At 62.9% G+C, this 16,664-nt stretch carries 14 protein-coding genes and 2 pseudogenes; 9 read left to right on the forward strand and 7 right to left on the reverse strand.

The features are described from left to right. Positions 1-245 precede the first annotated feature (245 nt). From ABLI39_RS07930 to ABLI39_RS07945, 4 genes are all read left to right on the forward strand, one after another. Complete coding sequence (locus ABLI39_RS07930; protein WP_349412902.1) at positions 246-1,349, forward strand: oxidoreductase; 1,104 nt, start codon at positions 246-248, stop codon at positions 1,347-1,349. 90 nt (positions 1,350-1,439) lie between these two features. After that, entirely contained in the window at positions 1,440-1,964 is a 525-nt protein-coding gene (locus ABLI39_RS07935) for a peroxiredoxin-like family protein (RefSeq protein ID WP_349412903.1), read from the forward strand. Between the two features lie 216 nt (positions 1,965-2,180). Further along, positions 2,181-2,909, forward strand: coding sequence for an alpha/beta fold hydrolase (locus tag ABLI39_RS07940; RefSeq protein WP_349413023.1), 729 nt, complete (start codon positions 2,181-2,183; stop codon positions 2,907-2,909). 434 nt (positions 2,910-3,343) lie between these two features. Next, the gene (locus ABLI39_RS07945) at positions 3,344-4,354 is read left to right on the forward strand and encodes an isopenicillin N synthase family dioxygenase (RefSeq protein WP_349412904.1); all 1,011 of its coding nucleotides are present in this window, start codon (positions 3,344-3,346) and stop codon (positions 4,352-4,354) included. Positions 4,355-4,574: 220 nt separating this feature from the next. On the opposite strand, the pseudogene ABLI39_RS07950 reads toward ABLI39_RS07945, so the two are convergent. The 3 genes and pseudogenes from ABLI39_RS07950 to cynS all read right to left on the reverse strand — a co-directional run. Continuing rightward, a pseudogene (locus tag ABLI39_RS07950) lies at positions 4,575-4,820 on the reverse strand (hypothetical protein); the annotation flags it as partial. 39 nt (positions 4,821-4,859) lie between these two features. Then, positions 4,860-5,390: a YbhB/YbcL family Raf kinase inhibitor-like protein gene (locus ABLI39_RS07955; protein WP_349412905.1), complete on the reverse strand. Its 531-nt coding sequence runs from the start codon at positions 5,388-5,390 to the stop codon at positions 4,860-4,862. A 517-nt stretch (positions 5,391-5,907) separates the two neighbouring features. Beyond that, positions 5,908-6,360, reverse strand: a complete 453-nt coding sequence (gene cynS / locus ABLI39_RS07960; RefSeq protein ID WP_349412906.1) for a cyanase — start codon at positions 6,358-6,360, stop codon at positions 5,908-5,910. A 201-nt stretch (positions 6,361-6,561) separates the two neighbouring features. On the opposite strand from cynS, the pseudogene ABLI39_RS17420 reads away from it, so the two are divergent. The 3 genes and pseudogenes from ABLI39_RS17420 to ABLI39_RS07970 all read left to right on the forward strand — a co-directional run. Then, a pseudogene (locus ABLI39_RS17420) lies at positions 6,562-6,747 on the forward strand (carbonic anhydrase); the annotation flags it as partial. Beyond that, entirely contained in the window at positions 6,701-7,183 is a 483-nt protein-coding gene (locus ABLI39_RS07965) for a substrate-binding domain-containing protein (protein ID WP_349412907.1), read from the forward strand. The pseudogene ABLI39_RS17420 and the gene ABLI39_RS07965, both read left to right, overlap by 47 nt. 851 nt (positions 7,184-8,034) lie before the next feature. After that, positions 8,035-9,063: a DUF4192 domain-containing protein gene (locus ABLI39_RS07970; protein WP_349412908.1), complete on the forward strand. Its 1,029-nt coding sequence runs from the start codon at positions 8,035-8,037 to the stop codon at positions 9,061-9,063. Between the two features lie 8 nt (positions 9,064-9,071). On the opposite strand, the gene ABLI39_RS07975 is transcribed toward ABLI39_RS07970, so the two are convergent. Genes ABLI39_RS07975 through ABLI39_RS07990 form a run of 4 tightly spaced genes read right to left on the reverse strand, consistent with a single transcriptional unit; the run spans position 9,072 to position 12,286 of the window. Then, on the reverse strand, positions 9,072-10,256 hold the full coding sequence (locus ABLI39_RS07975; RefSeq protein WP_349412909.1) for an alpha/beta hydrolase: 1,185 nt from the start codon (positions 10,254-10,256) through the stop codon (positions 9,072-9,074). Next, positions 10,249-10,698: a hypothetical protein gene (locus ABLI39_RS07980; protein ID WP_349412910.1), complete on the reverse strand. Its 450-nt coding sequence runs from the start codon at positions 10,696-10,698 to the stop codon at positions 10,249-10,251. The genes ABLI39_RS07975 and ABLI39_RS07980 overlap by 8 nt, the downstream gene beginning before the upstream one ends. Further along, positions 10,695-11,723 carry a hypothetical protein gene (locus ABLI39_RS07985; protein WP_349412911.1) on the reverse strand — a complete coding sequence of 343 codons (1,029 nt, stop codon included), beginning with the start codon at positions 11,721-11,723 and terminating at the stop codon, positions 10,695-10,697. The genes ABLI39_RS07980 and ABLI39_RS07985 overlap by 4 nt, the downstream gene beginning before the upstream one ends. After that, positions 11,720-12,286: a hypothetical protein gene (locus tag ABLI39_RS07990; protein ID WP_349412912.1), complete on the reverse strand. Its 567-nt coding sequence runs from the start codon at positions 12,284-12,286 to the stop codon at positions 11,720-11,722. The genes ABLI39_RS07985 and ABLI39_RS07990 overlap by 4 nt, the downstream gene beginning before the upstream one ends. A 387-nt stretch (positions 12,287-12,673) precedes the next feature. Here ABLI39_RS07990 and ABLI39_RS07995 point away from each other — a divergent pair, with 387 nt between their 5' ends. Both ABLI39_RS07995 and mobF read left to right on the forward strand, forming a co-directional pair. After that, positions 12,674-13,027 (forward strand): hypothetical protein, encoded by a 354-nt coding sequence (locus ABLI39_RS07995; protein WP_349412913.1) that lies wholly within the window; start codon positions 12,674-12,676, stop codon positions 13,025-13,027. 1 nt (position 13,028) lies between these two features. After that, entirely contained in the window at positions 13,029-16,604 is a 3,576-nt protein-coding gene (gene mobF / locus ABLI39_RS08000) for a MobF family relaxase (protein WP_349412914.1), read from the forward strand. Positions 16,605-16,664 lie beyond the last annotated feature (60 nt).

Below are 16,664 nucleotides of genomic sequence, written 5' to 3' on the forward strand. Positions count from 1 at the left end.
TCATCAAATCATCGAGCCGCCACTCCAAGCACAGGGCCTGGCTGTGATTCGTGCCGGGGCTCTCCGCAAATGCAATGAATTGGGCGCCGGTCCCGCCCGGGATCTACTGAGCAAGGTGGCCCCCGACGAGACCCGCCGGGGGTCGGGCGGGAATTTAACGACCTGCCCTGGGTCTTGGAACTGATGCGGGCTTCGGTAACGGGCCCAGCCCATGAACCTCCCTCGAGACTGTCAAGGACATCCTTATGCCTCATTTTGATCCCCTCTGGACTTCGACCCGTATCGGGTCCACCGAGCTGCCCAACCGGGTGGCTTTGGCGCCGATGACCCGTGTCAGCGCTACCGAGGACGGCCATGCCACTGACCGGATGGCCTCCTATTACTCCCGGTTCGCCCGGGGCGGCTTCGGGTTGCTGATCACCGAAGGCATCTACACCGACACCGCCCACAGCCAGGGGTACCTTTTTCAACCCGGCATCGCCACAGCTGAGCAGGCCGACTCCTGGGTGAAGGTTGTTGACGCGGTGCATGCCCGCGGTTCGCGGATCTTCGCCCAACTGATGCACGCCGGTGCCCAGGGGCAGGGTAGCCGGTTCGTGGAGTCCACGATCGGTCCTTCCGCGGTGGCCCCCAAGGGGGATCAGCTGGGCTTCTACCGCGGTGAAGGCCCGTACCCCGTACCCGGGGAGATCACGCCGGAGCAGATCGAGCAGGTCCGCGAAGGGTTTGTGAACGCGGCGCTGAACGCGAAAGCCGCAGGCTTCGACGGTGTCGAGATCCACGGTGCGAACGGTTATCTGCTGGACCAGTTCCTCACCGATTACCTGAATCAGCGCACCGATCAGTACGGTGGCACGGCCCAGAACCGGGTACGGCTCGCTGTCGAGATTTGCCGAGCCGTCCGCGACGCGGTCGGTGCTGAGATGAGCGTCGGAATCCGTATTTCCCAGGGCAAGGTCAGCGACTACACCCATAAATGGGCCGGTGGAGCCGAGGAAGCAAAAACAATCTTCACCGCTCTGGCTGCGACCGGGATCGACTACGTCCACACCACCGAATACCGTGCCGATGCCCCCGCGTTCGGTGAGGACGGCGACTCCCTTGCTTTCCTGGCCAAGCGGCACACCGGCCTGACAGTCATTGCCAACGGCAACCTTGACGAACCCGAAGCAGCCGCCGCGCTCATCGCGGACGGGCAGGCAGACGTTATCGCCCTGGGCAAAGCAGCGCTGGCCACCCGGGACTGGCCCCGCCGGGCGCGGAGCAACGACAGTCTTGACGAACTCGATGGCAGCGTGTTCTCACCCATCGCCGATCTCAAGGACTGGGAACTCGAGCCCTCCGTCTGAACCGTCCACGCTGTCATAACTGGACGGTGACAGCGTGGGCGCGATCCCGGCGGTGGGAATTAGTCGGCGCCGGACCTTGTTGCCGAGGCCATGACACTTCTTCCCACACAGACAGCTCCTGAGCTTGCCCTCGCCCTGGTTGGCGGCGGAACCACCGACGACCTGAATCTGGGGACCGGCGCCGGCGGCCGTTTCAGCCTGGTCGTTTTCTACCGGGGCCTGCATTGCCCGATCTGCCGCAAACAGTTGGCCGAGATCGACAAACGCGTCGAGGACCTGAAGGCAGCCGGCATCGGCCGGGTCGTCGCGGTCAGCATGGAAACGCTTGACCGAAGCACCCGGATCGTGGATCAGTGGCATCTGGAGAACCTTCCCGTGGCCTATGGCCTGGACGAGGAACCGGCCCGGTCCTGGGGTCTGAACCTTTCCCACGCGATCAAGGACGGCGAGCCGGACCTGTTCAACGAGCCGGGTATCTTCATCCTGGATGAGGACGGGACGCTGTTCTGGTCCAGCACCGCGACCATGCCCTTCGGCCGGCCGTCCCTGGATGATGTGATTGCCGGGGTCCGCTACGCCCAGGACCACGACTACCCGGCCCGCGGCGCCGCCTGAGACTACGAAACGACACGAGCACAGGACCCGGCGGGCCACCCGGAATCGTCCGTCCCGCCGGGTCTCCACAACGGCTCGTGCTAAACGCTCGTGCTAAACGGAGAGGTAATCAAGACCGTGAACACACCCCGGTCCCCGGTACGGCGTGAACACGTTGAGGTAGCCGGGACGCTCCTGTCGTATCTGAGCAGCGGCGATGATCACGCATTGCCACTGGTGTTGCTGCATGGGACGTTCTGGAGCCGCGTGTGGCTGCCGGTCCTGCCCGCCCTGGCGACGACACGGCGGTGCATCGCCCTGGATCTGCCCGGTTTCGGGCGCAGCGGCGGCGAACTGGAGGTCAGCGATGCCACTGTCCCGTCCCTGGCCGAGACAGTTCTGGCGGCCGCCGATACCCTTGGCCTGGACAGTTTCGACCTGGCCGGGCATGACATCGGCGGAGGGGTAGCCCAGCACCTTGCGGCAACCAGCGGGCGGGTGAACAAACTCGTACTGATGAACTCCGTCATGTTCGATTCATGGCCGGTGCCGGCCGTGGAACGGTTCCGGGACACCGAAGTACGGGCGGCCACAACATCCGCGGATCTCCTGAACGCCCGTGCAGTATCCACGCAGCGGGCGGTCAAACGCACCCTCACCCCCGAGGAACTCACCGATTACTTATCGCCCTGGACCGACCCTGCCCGCCACCGGTCGTGGATGGCCATGGCCGCGGCCGCCGACGCCCGATACACCCTGGATTTAGTCCCGTTGCTGCAGGAGGCCCGGATACCGACCCGGCTTGTTTGGGGCCGCGACGACGACTTCCAAAAAATCAGCTTCGCGCACCGCTACGTCACCGAAATCCCGGGATCGGATCTCGTTGAAGTCAACGGCAAACACATCCCCACCGAAGACTCACCCGCGGCCGTCGCCGAGGCCATCCTGGACCACCTCAGCACATGAGCAGCGTGCACTGCCTCCCAGAGCCGTGGCCCGTACCTGAGTTTTATGAACTGCAGCCCGAAAGTTGGAACTGAAAAGAATCTGGCTTCGCACTTCAGTTCTTGCCCCAACCGGAGCATAACCGGGTCCCTGAACAACCGCACTTTCACAGCGACGACTCCATTGTTTGCGGTGTTGGATTGGTTCTTTCCCCGACGACACCGACAACGCCGCCCGATCGATTTCGGCGTTGAGCAATTGGGTTTGGCGGCCTGCTGCCTGAGCGCGTGCAGCCAGCGGACTCCCACGTGGCCGCCCCGCGGAGCGGTTACATCACGGGCGTCCCCACATGACGCAATACGACTTGCGACCCATCCCCACAGCACAGGACGCCGTAACGTTGGAGGAAATTAGGGCTTCGGTTTCCCAAATTCGCCACAAAGGACTATGAGACCTTGTCACTCGAATCATTGCCCGTCTTGGACTACTCCCGGCTGGGCGCAGGCCCGGAGGAAGCTTCCCAGTTCCGGGACGACCTCCGCAACGCCATGCACGACGTCGGATTCCTATACCTGGGCGGGCACGGCATCCCGCAGGGCCTGATCGACTCCATACTCGACGCCTCCCGGCGCTTCTTCGAATTGCCGGAGGAACAGAAACTCGCAGTGGAAAACGTTCACAGCCCGCAGTTCCGCGGCTACACCAGGATGGGCGCCGAGCTCACCGACCAGGCGGTGGACTGGCGCGAGCAGATTGACATCGGCGTCGAACGCGACGCCGTGGGGACCGGCTCGAGTGTTGCTGACTACTGGCGCCTCGAAGGGCCCAACCTTTGGCCGGCCGCGCTGCCGGAGATGCGGGACATCGTCTTCGAGTGGACCGAGCGGCTGAGTGCCATCTCCCTTGACCTCTTGCGGGCGCTTGCCCTGTCCCTCGGCGCGCCGGAGGATAGTTTCGGCGCGGCCTTCGGCGCGGATGCCTTCCCGATGCTGAAAATCGTTCGCTACCCGGGGGAATCCGGCGAGGAGCCCAAGCAGGGTGTCGGTTCCCACCGCGACGGCGGGGTGCTGACGCTGCTCCTCGTCGAACCAGGCAAGGGCGGCCTTCAGGTCGACTACCAGGGTAAGTGGATCGACGCACCCCAGGTGCCCGGAACGTTCGTCGTCAACATCGGGGAAATGCTGGAGCTGGCGACGAACGGCTATCTCAAGGCGACCCTGCACCGGGTCGGCTCACCGGCCCGTGGCACCGACAGAATCTCGCTGCCCTTCTTCTACAATCCCGCCTTGGACGCGACCATGCCGCGACTCAAAATGAGCTCCGAGTTCCAGACCAAAGCCCGCGGCTTGTCGGTTGACCCGACGAACAGCCCCATCCTGGAAACGTATGGCGACAACGCCCTCCGGTACCGGCTGCGAGCCCACCCGAACGTCGCCGCGCTCCACCACGCCGACCGTCCAGGATGATCGTCGCGTAGCCGCCGGTGAGGGCCATCCAGAGCGCGGCCTTCGTGACCTCTTCGCAGCGGTGCTCCGCCCACGCGTTTGAGCCGGCCTTTTCGAAGATGGACCGGAGGGTGTGCGCGAGAGAGACAGAGGAACAGGTGCGACGGCTTCGAGCTCCGTTTCGGTCCTGTGTTTCCATGCTCACCGCTACTACCTGGACGATACCGGCTGCCTTCAGGTCCTCGATCCGCTTGTCGATCTCGGCGAGCTGTTTGCGGCAGATCGGGCAGTGCAGGCCGCGGTAGAAAACGACCAGGCTGAACCGGCCGCCGGTACCACTACCAAGTTGCAGATCATCGGTTGTTCCCCCGCCTACTAGCGTGAGGAGAGGCCAGCTGCTGTCTGTGTGGGAAGAAGAGTCATGACCTGCGCAACAACGCCCGGCGCGTACTAATTCCCCAAGGACGGGCCACGCCAACGCAGCCATCGTCCGGAAAGAACGCTCAGGCGCTCCTGCCGGGCCGGGTCAGGGCTGTCCGAACAAGCCGACGAGGCGTGCGCGGCCGATGGCGTGTGAAAAAAGATTGAATCCCAGGTAGGCCGGGCTGGATGCGACCGGTATGTCCAGCTTTTCCACGTCCAGCGCATGGATCACCACGTGATAGTGGTGCACGCCGTGGCCCGAGGGGGGCGCGGCGCCGACGAAACCACGGAAACCCGCGTCGTTCGCCAATTGCTGTGCACCTTCAGGAAGACCCTGGTCCGCTGCCCCGGAAGGAAGGGATGTGGTCGACACCGGCAGGTTGAAAACAGCCCAGTGCCAGAATCCGCTTCCGGTTGGGGCATCCGGATCCAGAACGGTGACCGCGAAGCTCCTGGTCTCGGCCGGAAACCCGGACCATGAGAGCTGCGGGGACAGGTCCTGCCCGCGCTCGATTCCCATCTTGCCGCTACGCTGCGCCGGGGGCAGCGTCTGACCGTCCTGAATGTCGGTGCTGACTACCTTGAACTCGGGTAGCGGCGGAAGTTCTTCGTAAGGGTCACGAGTTGATGCCATGGTCTCTATTTCTCCTCTTGATCGAGATGAATGATCAGAAATTTTCTCCGTCGCAAGAGGCCAAGCCGGCCCCGTAGCAACTGCTAAGTTCACTCAGGCGCCGGGGCCAAGGTCCGGGAAAGATCTCTTCCTACGCCGGACAATGCCCTTCCGTCGGTTCGGCACCAGTGTGTATGCCAGATTGCCGCTCCCGGATCTCCCACCCACGCATACTTTCGATCCCGGCGCTCTCACTTGGCGCGCTGGTTCATTCGTTAGCTGGATCAGCGAAGCCTTGCCCCCTTTGGGTACGCTGACCCGGTCCGCCCCGGCTGAAGCGGAGCAAAACGCACGATAGTGGCTGTTGGTTCGCCTTCGTCGAAAGGTCACAGCTTGCTCCGATAAGGACGCTTGGCGACGGAGTCGGCTGCCCCGAGGGTCCTTGCCACACCGTTCATTCATTAAGTGTCGGACACCGCACTGGGTCGGCTGCGCAGCTTTCGAGCCTTGGGACGCAATCCCGGCAGCCGGAGACAACCTACCAGTTGTAGTCCAGAAATTTGCCGTCCAGAGTAATGACGACCCGGTCCCCCGCCGGGTCCTCACGGCGCTGAATGTCGACTTTGAAATTAATCGCGCTCATGATCCCGTCCCCGAATTCTTCATGAATTAGCTCCTTGATCGCAGGCCCGTACACGTTGATCGCTTCATACAGCCTGTAAATGGTCGGGTCGGATGGCACAGGGGAATCGAAGGAACCACGGTAGGGCTGCATCTGCAAGGCCTCCCGAACTTCAGGATCCAAACCCAGCAATTCCCCGACAATCCCGGCGTCCGCCGCTGTCAGCGCGTGCTGGCCCAGCAGCGCGGCAACAACCCACACCGGATCCCTGCCGATCGCCAGCGCGATCTCGGCCCAGGACACTCCTGTCCGGAACCGTGCTGCCCGCACGATCTGACCGGCATCCCTTTTACTGACAATCGGCTCCATGACCGCTCCTCGCATAACGCACTAAATTAGTCGGCAACAAGCCCCGCAGGCTCTGAACCGCGTTTGTCCACCGCACTTCTCCGGACCGCCGAATAACAGTCCGGGCTCTGCAGCCAGAGTCTAATCGGGCGGCGCCAGAAAATGGACCGTCGTCACCCCAGTCCGTGCATCCTACACCGACCCTCCACATCAGGTGGCGGGGGTGCCGTCACCGCCACCAAGGACGCGGTTCAAACCGGAGCAATGCCGACCGCCTTCATTCGGGACCTGGTCGAACGCATCACCCCCTCGGTCTTGACCTCCCTGCACGAGGACAAGACCGAGGTCAACGACATGGTCGTTGAGCACGCCAGGCAGACCGTGGACCGGCTGCTGGAAAGCTCCCAGGACCATCAGCGGCCCCCAGGACACCTCCGGTGGCATCCGCCGGCTCGAGGCTTACCGCGACGACCAAGGCCCCGACCTTGACGAAGCCCTCATCGTCCATGGTGACTACAGCAAGGAAAGCGGCGCCAAAGGAATGCGGGAACGACTCAACCGGATCCCCGATATCGACGCTGTGTTCGCCGCGAACGACCTCATGGCGCTCGGTGCCCTGGAAGTGCTGCACGACCCCGGACGCCGCGTACACGAAGACGTCGCCGTCGTTGGCTTCGATGACATCAGCGCATCCTCCAACGCAACACCCGCACTAACCACAGTGCGCCAACCCTTCGAACGCATCAGCGAAGAAATGGTCCGCCTCCTCCTAGACGTCATCGCCGGCAAGCGCCCCGCCGCCATCACCATCCCCACCGAACTGGTCGTCCGCCAATCGATATGAGTTCTATGCCTCTCACAAGGTGCATTCACGACCGACAGGTATTGACCTGGGCCATCAGCCGGCGGTGGCGCAAACGCTCGCCAGTGCCGGCTCCGCTTCACCGAAGAGCGACTGCTCCGGCGGAGTATTCGCCCAGTTTGGCTACACCCCAACCTGACGTCAGGCAGGTGGCCAAGGGTTATCCGAATAGGGTTGGATTCCCCTTTTCTGACGAGAGGTATACCAACTTTTAGACCGCAACCTGACACCTGACTCGTCCCGCCGGGAGCACGACACCTGGCAGGATATGGGCGTCTCCAATAAATTTCTGGTCAGGTGTTCGACGGAGCTGTTCCGCTTCTCGACCTCACAGTTTGGCAGGCCCACCCGCGCAGGATGATAAGGGCACTCCTATTTCGCCGAGGATCAATGCAGGAGAGATGAGGGAGCGGCGGCGCGGTCCTGTATTCACAGCGAAGTCCGTCGCCGAGTATGCCGAAGTCGCCCCGCAAGCCAATCCTGCGCACGCGTTACTTACTAAATACCAGACGAAGCCCCCAAGATTCGGCGGGGTCATGCCGCCCCGCTCCCACGCCCCCATGAACCATCAGAAGCATCTTCGCTGTTTGTCATTCTGATCCCCATCATCGCTGGGCGGGTCCTCCGCGCAACCAGGGCGCGATGCGCCGGGATCGGGCCAAATTTTCGTTCGGCGCTCCTCCGTCGCTTACTTCCTCGCGAAATTTTGGCCCGCTCCCGGTTCCCCAAGTTGCACTCCGGCCCCTCGTACCCAGCGGTGACTCCGCTATCAGAACGACGCACAAATCTGACTAACGCGCCCTGTGCCGGCCAGTCGCTGAAGGAGAAGGAACATGGAACCGCTCACCATCAAAACCCCCGCAGACGCCCTCAGTTTCATTGGCCACACCCTGGGATTTTGGCCGCAAGAAAGCTTGGTCTGTATAACCCTCGCCGACAACCACGTCGGAGCCACTCTCCGCGTCGACCTTCCGAAACCAAGCACCGAAATCAGCTACGCAAAGATGGTGGCAGGCTACCTCAGCCACGACACCAGCGCCGAAGGTGTGCTCTTCGCCGTCTACACCTCGGAACCCGTGAACGGCGACCACAAGCCACACGCGGCAACCATCGCTGCGCTCACGGGCGCCCTCGCCGAGCGAGGACTCACCATCAGGGAAGGCCTCCTCGTCGGAGACCGGTCAGTGTCACAGTACGACGGCGATCCTGAGAATGGCGTCCGGCTCCCCTTGAGTGCCACCCAATCCAGCCAGATCAACGCCGAATTCGTCTACCGCGGCAGCACCATCGAACCCACCAACCGCATCACGCTGCCGGCATCGACCAAAGAATCTCAGACCCTGGATGCCGTTGAGAACCGTGTAGCCGCAATTCAAGGCATGAGCCATTGGGAGGCGATGGCGCAGGCCAGGACGCTGTGGACAGAAATGCTCGGAGCGAAGACATACCCGGACGACGAGCAGACCATCGGGCTGATCGCGAACCTTCAGTTCCCTGCCATCCGCGACCAACTCATGGCCGACATCCCCGGAATCGACGAACCTATGGACCGGATCCTCCTGGCCCAAACACACGGCAAGCCGCAATGGTCCCGCGTCGAGTGGGCCGAGCAATTACTGGTCCACGCGTACACGCACAGTGCCACAGTTCACTCTGCTCCGTCCCTGACTGCCATCGCCTTCATCAACTGGTGGGAAGGCAGAGGCAGCAAGGCCCACCAGTTCCTGGAACTCGCCCTCGAAGCCGACCCAAACTATCGCCTCGCCAGGCTCAGCGACCAAATGATCGGAACCGGCATGGTCGCTGGCTGGAGCATGGACAAAGGCACTGCCTACCGGGATCGGGGACTCGAAGCGTCATAAGCCCGCAGTTATAGGGATACGGACGACGACGGCGGGACGTTCCGGAGCCAGTTCTCCACCGCCGCATCCCATCCGTCCGGGTCGGAATTCCACTCCTGCGTGTGCTCTGCGGACCGGAAAGTGAGCAGCGTCGCCAGCTCGGGGTTCCGGGCGACGAATTCGCGCGATATGGCAAAGGGCGTCGACCGATCCCCTTCGTTGTGGATGACAAGGATGGGAACACTGAGTTCGTCCGCCCGGGCCAAAAAGTCCAGGGCAGGAAAGTTCAAGGGAGCATCCAAGCCTGTGATCCAGCGCGCTCCGGAAGACCCAAGCATCTGCAGTCCAAGCCGGGCAACCCAACCAGGAAGCATGCTGGACCGCGCATTTGCCACCAGGGTGCTGCTCCAGTCAACAACGGGTGCATTGAGGACGAGCCGGGAGATTAGGTCCCGGGACTCCGAAGATGCAGCTAGCTGAAGTGCGATTGAGGCGCCGAGGGACCAGCCGAAAAGCATAATCTGGCGTGCACCTTGCCCCACGGCGTACGACACGGCAGCTTCAACGTCATGCCATTCGGTCTGCCCCAGGTGATACCTGCCGTCCGACGATGCAGGCGCATCCTGGTCGTTCCGGAGTGAAACAACCAGGGATGTGTATCCCAGTCGGTCCGCTACGGGCACGCCGCGGAGAGCGCCGGCTTTCGAACCACCCAGGCCATGGATGTGGATGGCCCAAGTGGAAGAATCTCCGGACGCCTGCGAGGGTGGGAACTTCCAGGCTGGCGCCATGCCGTTCTCGACGGGAATCTCAACGTCCGAGTAGGGCAGCCCTAGCGGCTCGGGCGTCGGATAGACGTATCCGCTCCAAATGCCGGCCTTCGCAGTCTCGAAATCCCCGGAGTCAACCCGTTCAACCCGGCGGGTTACCGTTCCGGTGCCAGCGTAAGTCGAGACGACCTCTCCGATGCAGGCATGCCCTTTGCCGTTGGCAAACCAAATGCTGTAGCGGCCTGGAGCCGTCGTTCGTGCTGATGCCGGCAACTCCACCATCAGCGTTTCATCGGCGGCGCGGAACACATGGCGGATTTGCAGATCCTCCTTCCGCAGCGTCTTGGGCACCACAACTTGCCGGGCGAAGTAGGCCGCTGCGATGAAGGCGGTAGCCCCAGCAATGCCACAACCTGTGGCCACAGCGGCAGCGGCCCTACGCATCGGCGTCGTCCTCTGGAGTCTTCAGATGTTCGTCGATGGCTTTGCGTAGGCGCAGTAGCGTGTCCGGAGAAATCCCCTCCAGTTGTCGTGCAGCGAAGTTTCTCACTCGGTTTTCCCGCAGTGTCCGCAGTAGCTGCAGCTGCGCGTCCACCAAGTCGGGCACGTCGCCGTCGTCGTCCAATAAGTATTTGGGATCAACGCCGAAGAATTCGGCGAGGTTCTTCAACAGCTGCGGGTCCGTCGCCATGGAACTGTCGCCGGCACGCATGTAGGCCCAGCGGGAGCGGGACAACGGCGTTCCGCGGTCCGACATGTGCTTGCTGATCTGCGGATATGTTAGGGGCGTTGAACCCTGGGCCTCAAAAAGATCCAGGAGAAGATTTAGCTTCCGCGCGAGTTTCGCCTGCGGCTGTTCGGGAATCCCAGCGTCGCTATCGGTCACGGATGTGTGTCCCCTTTCCGCGACAACCACGGTCCTCGATGTCCAGGCGCTGCCAACCGCGCACCGAGATGCTGCTCCGCTTCTCGGAGAACATCCAGATCATTCTGACTCAGCGATTGAGCAAGGTGCGGGTCCACCAAGAGCGCGTCCTGGATCTCCACCAACATCCTGTGCAGCCGGCGTCTGGGGGCATCGCGGCGGTCGATTGAAGTTTGAGTCAAATCCAGCCGAATCTCGGATCGCCGCGACGTGCTTCGTTCCCAGAGCCCAGCCATTCGTTCGACAAGGATGGCTGCGGACCGGGCATCAGCTCGCCGCTCCAGGCGTCGTGCGACTGGCGGCAAGCCCAGACCCACGCAAAGGAAGACCATAGCGCCCACCACCGCGGCGTCGTAAACGTAGGAGAGACTCGTCATGGCCTCAATGCCCCCAACAAGATGAAGTACATCCATCCCCAACACGGCAAGGACCATCACCACAGCCAAAGCGCAGCCCAGGCCGATGAACACAAAAGCGACGCGGAAGTACGGCCTCGCCATCACGCTGCGGAACCTGAAACAGGTAATGCCGGTGGTGGCCACCACCACCCCGATGTAGAGGAACTGAACACCCGAGTATGCGGCCGCTGGCCACTGGCTTCCAAAATCCCTCATGAAGGACGTGGAAGTCCGCGGTGCATCAACCAGGCTGAAGCTAACAATGAGGGCCCCAACCACAACCCCGAGCGCCGAAAGCCCTGCCCTATTGTGTGCGTCCGCCGTTTCACTGACATCGGCGGCGCGCAGGATCGCACGGGACAGGAAGTAGATACCGACAACCATGAAGATATTGGCTAGGAGGTCCAAGAAATTACGGCTACCGAGTACGCGGTCTCCCGCGACGTAGATCCGGTCAATGTTTAGCGTGAGTGCAGTAGCGATCGTTAGTGCCGCCACTAGGATGCTCTTGTCTTTGCGCCGCTTCAGATCCGGCAGGAGGCATATCGCCAGACACCAGATCACGGCTGCAGCGATGTCCTGAATCATCCGAAGATCCGTTCAAACGACCGCGGCTCGGGGCTGCTGTCCCGGATGGCAGCGGCGAAGAAATCTGCCAAGGTTTCGGCAGCGGCCTCGATGTGGTCCAGGAAGTCACTCCGCCCCAGGATCCGCGACACCTTCTCGCCGGACAGATTCGGAAACAACGTCTCCGCATAGTTTGAAGACACCACCAGCTCATCGTGTCGGAGCACCATATGGCCCAGTTCGTGAAGGATGAACTGCTGCCGGTGGAGTGGCGACGGCGTCGGTGCGTGCAGGATGATCTCCGTGCTGTCCGTGGACAGCCACAACCCGCAGACCGATCCCCCGGTCAAAGACTCGGAAACGTCGATCTCAATCCGCCGGTGCCTGAGGTTCTCAACAATCGAGATCAGCCGCTCCAACGTAAGACGGCTCGGCAGATTCAGGGCCAGGAAGCCTTCTGCAGCGGATCGCGCCGGCGAATATTTAGCGGATGTTGTGCCGTCCATCGGAACCCCCATCCTGCGGCCGCCGACTTGTGTCGTACGCTCGCCATCTGATTCATCCGTCCGCTCCTCCCAGAACATCAAGAGGCGCCTCAGTTCCATTGAACGCCTCGGGTCTGGACATGTCCAGACCAAACATCCCACCAGCTCCCCTAGGCATGCCGATCCCGACGTCTCAAGCCGCGGAACGCCACCAAGCGCCCAGGAACCTCACACCTCTGGCATCCAAGGTAATCGCCGTGAGCGCAGACCCACGGCAGGTCATGTCGTGAAGTGAAGCCTCGCTGATGAACGACCGTGGGCGGAAAGATATGCGGGGAATGTGGAGGGGGCTTCGAACCGTCGCGGACATCGCAGCGGTTCTGCACCGCTCGTTGCGGCAACAGACAGCGGGACCGTCGACGGCGTCTCCGGGCCACGGGAGCAAGCCCCGCACCCGGCGCTACGGTCCCGAACGAGGCTGCCGCCATGGCGGCAGCAAAAACGGCAAACGACAGCAGGGCAGCGGCCAGACTCACTGCCTCTCTTGCCAGCTCCAAGCGAGCCCAAGAGTCCCTCCGCGCGCAGCTGCGGTCCCAGTCCGCAGACATCGACCAGCTTGAAGCCAAGAACACCGAGCAGCGAGCCGTCGTCAAGGACCTCCGATTGGAGGTCGCCCGTCTTCAAACCAACCAAACAACCGATGCCCAAGATCTGGTCCATCTCGCCGGCAAGCTGCTGGCCCTCTCCAACGCAGCCGGCGTCGAACTTGACTACAACACTAAAGCGATCTTCCGCCGCCGCGGCTGGACGGCCCCATCCGCAACCATGACAGGCAAATGAAATGACCATGTCCATCGCCCGGCTCTCCGCCCAGTCGGGCCTGAAGTACCTCTTCAAGACCACCATGATGGACGACCTGACAGTCGCGCCCGCGGACGCGACCACTTACTACATGAAAACAGGAACGCCTCAGGGCCGCTGGCTGGGCCAAGGCCTGCCAGGCATCAACCGGACCAGCGGGGACAAGGTCACCGAAGCCGATGCGAAAGCCATCTTCGACCACGCCACCCACCCGGACACCGGCGCTCCCCTGGGCCGCCCCCACGGTCAACCCACCGTCGTCCAAAACAGCCACGGACAAGCAAACACGCGCCACGCCGTCGTCGGCTTCGACCTCACGTTCAGTGTCCCCAAATCCGTGTCCGTCCTCTGGGCCCTAAGCCCAAGGAGCATCCAAGACCAGATCCTCCAGACCCACCACGACGCAGTCAACGCCACCCTCGAATGGCTCGAAGCAAACGTCATTCACACCCGGGGAGGCCGAAACGGCGTCGCCCACCTCGGCACCCGCGGCGCCATCGCCGCCGCCTTCGACCACTGGGAATCGCGTGCCGGGGACCCGCAGCTGCACACCCACATGGTCATCGCCAACCGCGTCCAGCGCATCACCGACGGCGCCTGGGTCACCCTGGATTCGCGGACCCTCTACAAGGCCGCGGTCGCCGCCAGCGAACACTACAACGGCCTCCTCTTCGACGCCCTCCACCGGAATCTCGGCACCGACACGGACATCCGCGAACCCGCCGCGAACACGCATAACCCCACCCAGCAGCTCACCGGCGTCGACAATGCGCTGATCCGCGAATTCTCCAACCGCGCCCGCCTCATCGATCTGGAAACCGACCGGCTCGTCGCCGAATGGACCGCAATCCACGGCTCTCCCCCAACCGCCACAACCACCATCAAGCTCCGTCAACAGGCAACTCTCTCCACCCGGACCGCGAAACCGGAAACAGCAGTGCCCCTCCATCAGCTCTCCGCACAATGGCGCACGCGCGCGGCCACCAAGGGCTTCGAACCCCGGGACGTACTCGCCAACACCATCCGGCGCTCCCGCGCAGCCCCATTCCGCACCGGTGACTTCACTGCCAACTGGATCGACGCCGTCGGGTCACTGACCCGCGAGCGCGTCGCAGCCAAGCGCGCCACCTGGAACCGGTGGAACCTCCTCGCGGAAGCCGAACGGGTCTGCGCCGACATCCGCTGCCACACTCCGGCTGACCGTGACGCCATGATCGGCGCCGTAGCCACCGCCGCCGAAAGCCAGTCCGTCCCCCTCAATGAGTACCGGTACACCGTGTCTGTCAACGCGCAGCCGGATCTCCGCTTCGCGAACCGCAGCGTCTTCGACTTCCATGGCTCCCGCCTCTACACGGACGCAGCGACGCTCGCCAATGAGGACGTCGTCATGGCGGCAAGGAACGACGACGGCGGCCCGGTCGTGAGCGCGGCCGTCGCCATGGATTCGCTCGCTGACTACAAACACCATGGTCGGCTCGAGCTCCACAGTGACCAGCGTGCGGCTGCGGCTCAGGTTCTGCTGAGCGGCAGCCGGCTCGACGCCGTCGTGGGTCCCGCCGGTACGGGCAAAACCACGGCGCTCGGGGCGGTCAAAGCGGCCTGGGAAGCTGAGTTCGGAGCCGGTACCGTGGTCGGGCTGGCGCCTGCCGCGGCGAGCGCCGAGGTCCTCGGCCGGGAGCTGGCGATGGCCACGGAGAACGTCGCCAAATGGCTCTACGAATCGGTCGGCCAAGGAGCCTGTTACCGGGCCTCACAGTTCTTCGATGCCGAGCAGGGGCTCACCACCCAGCTGGCCAACAATGGCCCGCAATCCATCCGGCTGGCACAGAAGGCCGCCCGTCTCGCGGCCGAGCAGAACAGGTGGCGGTTTCATCCCAACCAGCTGGTCGTCGTCGACGAGGCCTCCATGGTGTCCACCCTTCAACTGTCGGCGCTGGTACAGCAAGCCCGGGACGCCGGCGCAAAGGTGCTCCTGGTCGGCGATCCAGGACAGCTGGACGCTATCGACGCAGGTGGTATCCTCGGTTGGCTGAACCGGCAAGGCCGGACGGTGCGGCTGAGTACGATTTCGCGGTTCGAACAGGTTTGGGAGCAAGACGGGTCCCTGAAGCTCCGTGCCGGGGACTTCGCAGCCATCGCTGACTACGAACGGCACCGACGCATTCAACATGGCTCGTATCTCGACATGGTCGACCAGGCCTATCTGAGCTGGCAGGCAGACATCCAGGCTGGCAAGTCTTCCATTCTCATCGCTGCTGACAACGACACGGTGAGCATGCTCAACGCGCGTGCCCAGGCCGATCGCGTCATCCAAGGTTCCGTGGACGCGGAACGAGCGGTCCCGCTCAGCGACGGAATGAGGGCCGGCACTGGCGACACCGTCATTGCCCGCTGCAACGACCGCCACATCACGGACAGCACGGGTGACTTCATCCGTAACGGAACCATGCTCGACGTCGTCCGTACTGGCAGACGAGACGGATCGCTTACCGCGGTTCGCCGTGATACCGGTGCCACAGTGACTCTGGGCCGAGACTATGTTGAGGCATCCGTCGAGCTGGGATATGCGACGACGGCCCACCGTTCCCAGGGCATCACCGTGGACACCGGACACACCGTGGTCACGCAGGGCCGGCTCACACGCGAATTGCTGTACGTAAGCATGACCCGGGGACGCGCGGGAAACCACGCGTACGTCAGCGAAAACGATCCATTGGACGACGAACCGCTGGATCCTGCCTTGCAGGCCTCCTGGCGGCAGATCCTTGGTGAGGTCCTTGCCGCCGAGGGTGCCGAACGCACAGCCCACGAAGTCCGAGACGCCGAGCAGTCGAAAGCGGACAGCCTGGAACGCCTCACTGCTGAATACGACTACCTCGCACAAATCGCAGCGGCAGAGGATCTGACGGAGTTCCTTGATGCTCACGTGCCCGGCAAGGCCTCCGAACTTCAGCAATCCCCCTCGTGGGGCGCGGCTATTGCAGCGTGGCGCCGATCCGTTGCAGTTAGCCGTCCCAGCACGCAACGTGCTGTGGCGACGGCTTTGGACTCAAACGCGTCTGTGAAGGATATGGCGGCTGTCGTGCACTCCCGGCTGCGACAGTTCCAGTCCGGGATGCCTGGGGCCCAATTGGATCCCCTGGCTGAACCGATCCGAACTGCCCGTCCCGATCTGACCAAGATGATCGGCCAAGTGCAGAAAAGGATTCAGCAGCGGACTGACGAGGTCAGCCGTGCGGCCCTGATGCAGGACACCGAATGGAAACGGAACCTCTTGGACGCCTTCGGTCCGGACGTCATTCCAAGGGATGCAATAAATGTCATTCGCCGGGCCGCCGTCTACAGGGACAGGTGGGGTATCGATGATTCGTCCCTTCCCCTTGGCCCAGCTCCGGCCCCCTACGATTGGGTACAGCAGGAGCAGCGTGCAAGTATCGACCGTCTGGTCGATCGGGCCGCTTCTCCCTCGCATGCAAGCCCGCTGCACGCTGAGACGTGGGCTGTCGGTTCGACTGCTCCAGAACAACGCCTTATCAATGTCGGCTGGCAACTCTAAACTGGTCCAGAAGGTAACTCATGGATGCGAACCCAGTCCTGAAACCGAAGCTCGCGACAC

Origin of the sequence: Pseudarthrobacter sp. B907 (genome assembly GCF_040137805.1) — a bacterium.
GTDB lineage: Bacteria > Actinomycetota > Actinomycetes > Actinomycetales > Micrococcaceae > Arthrobacter.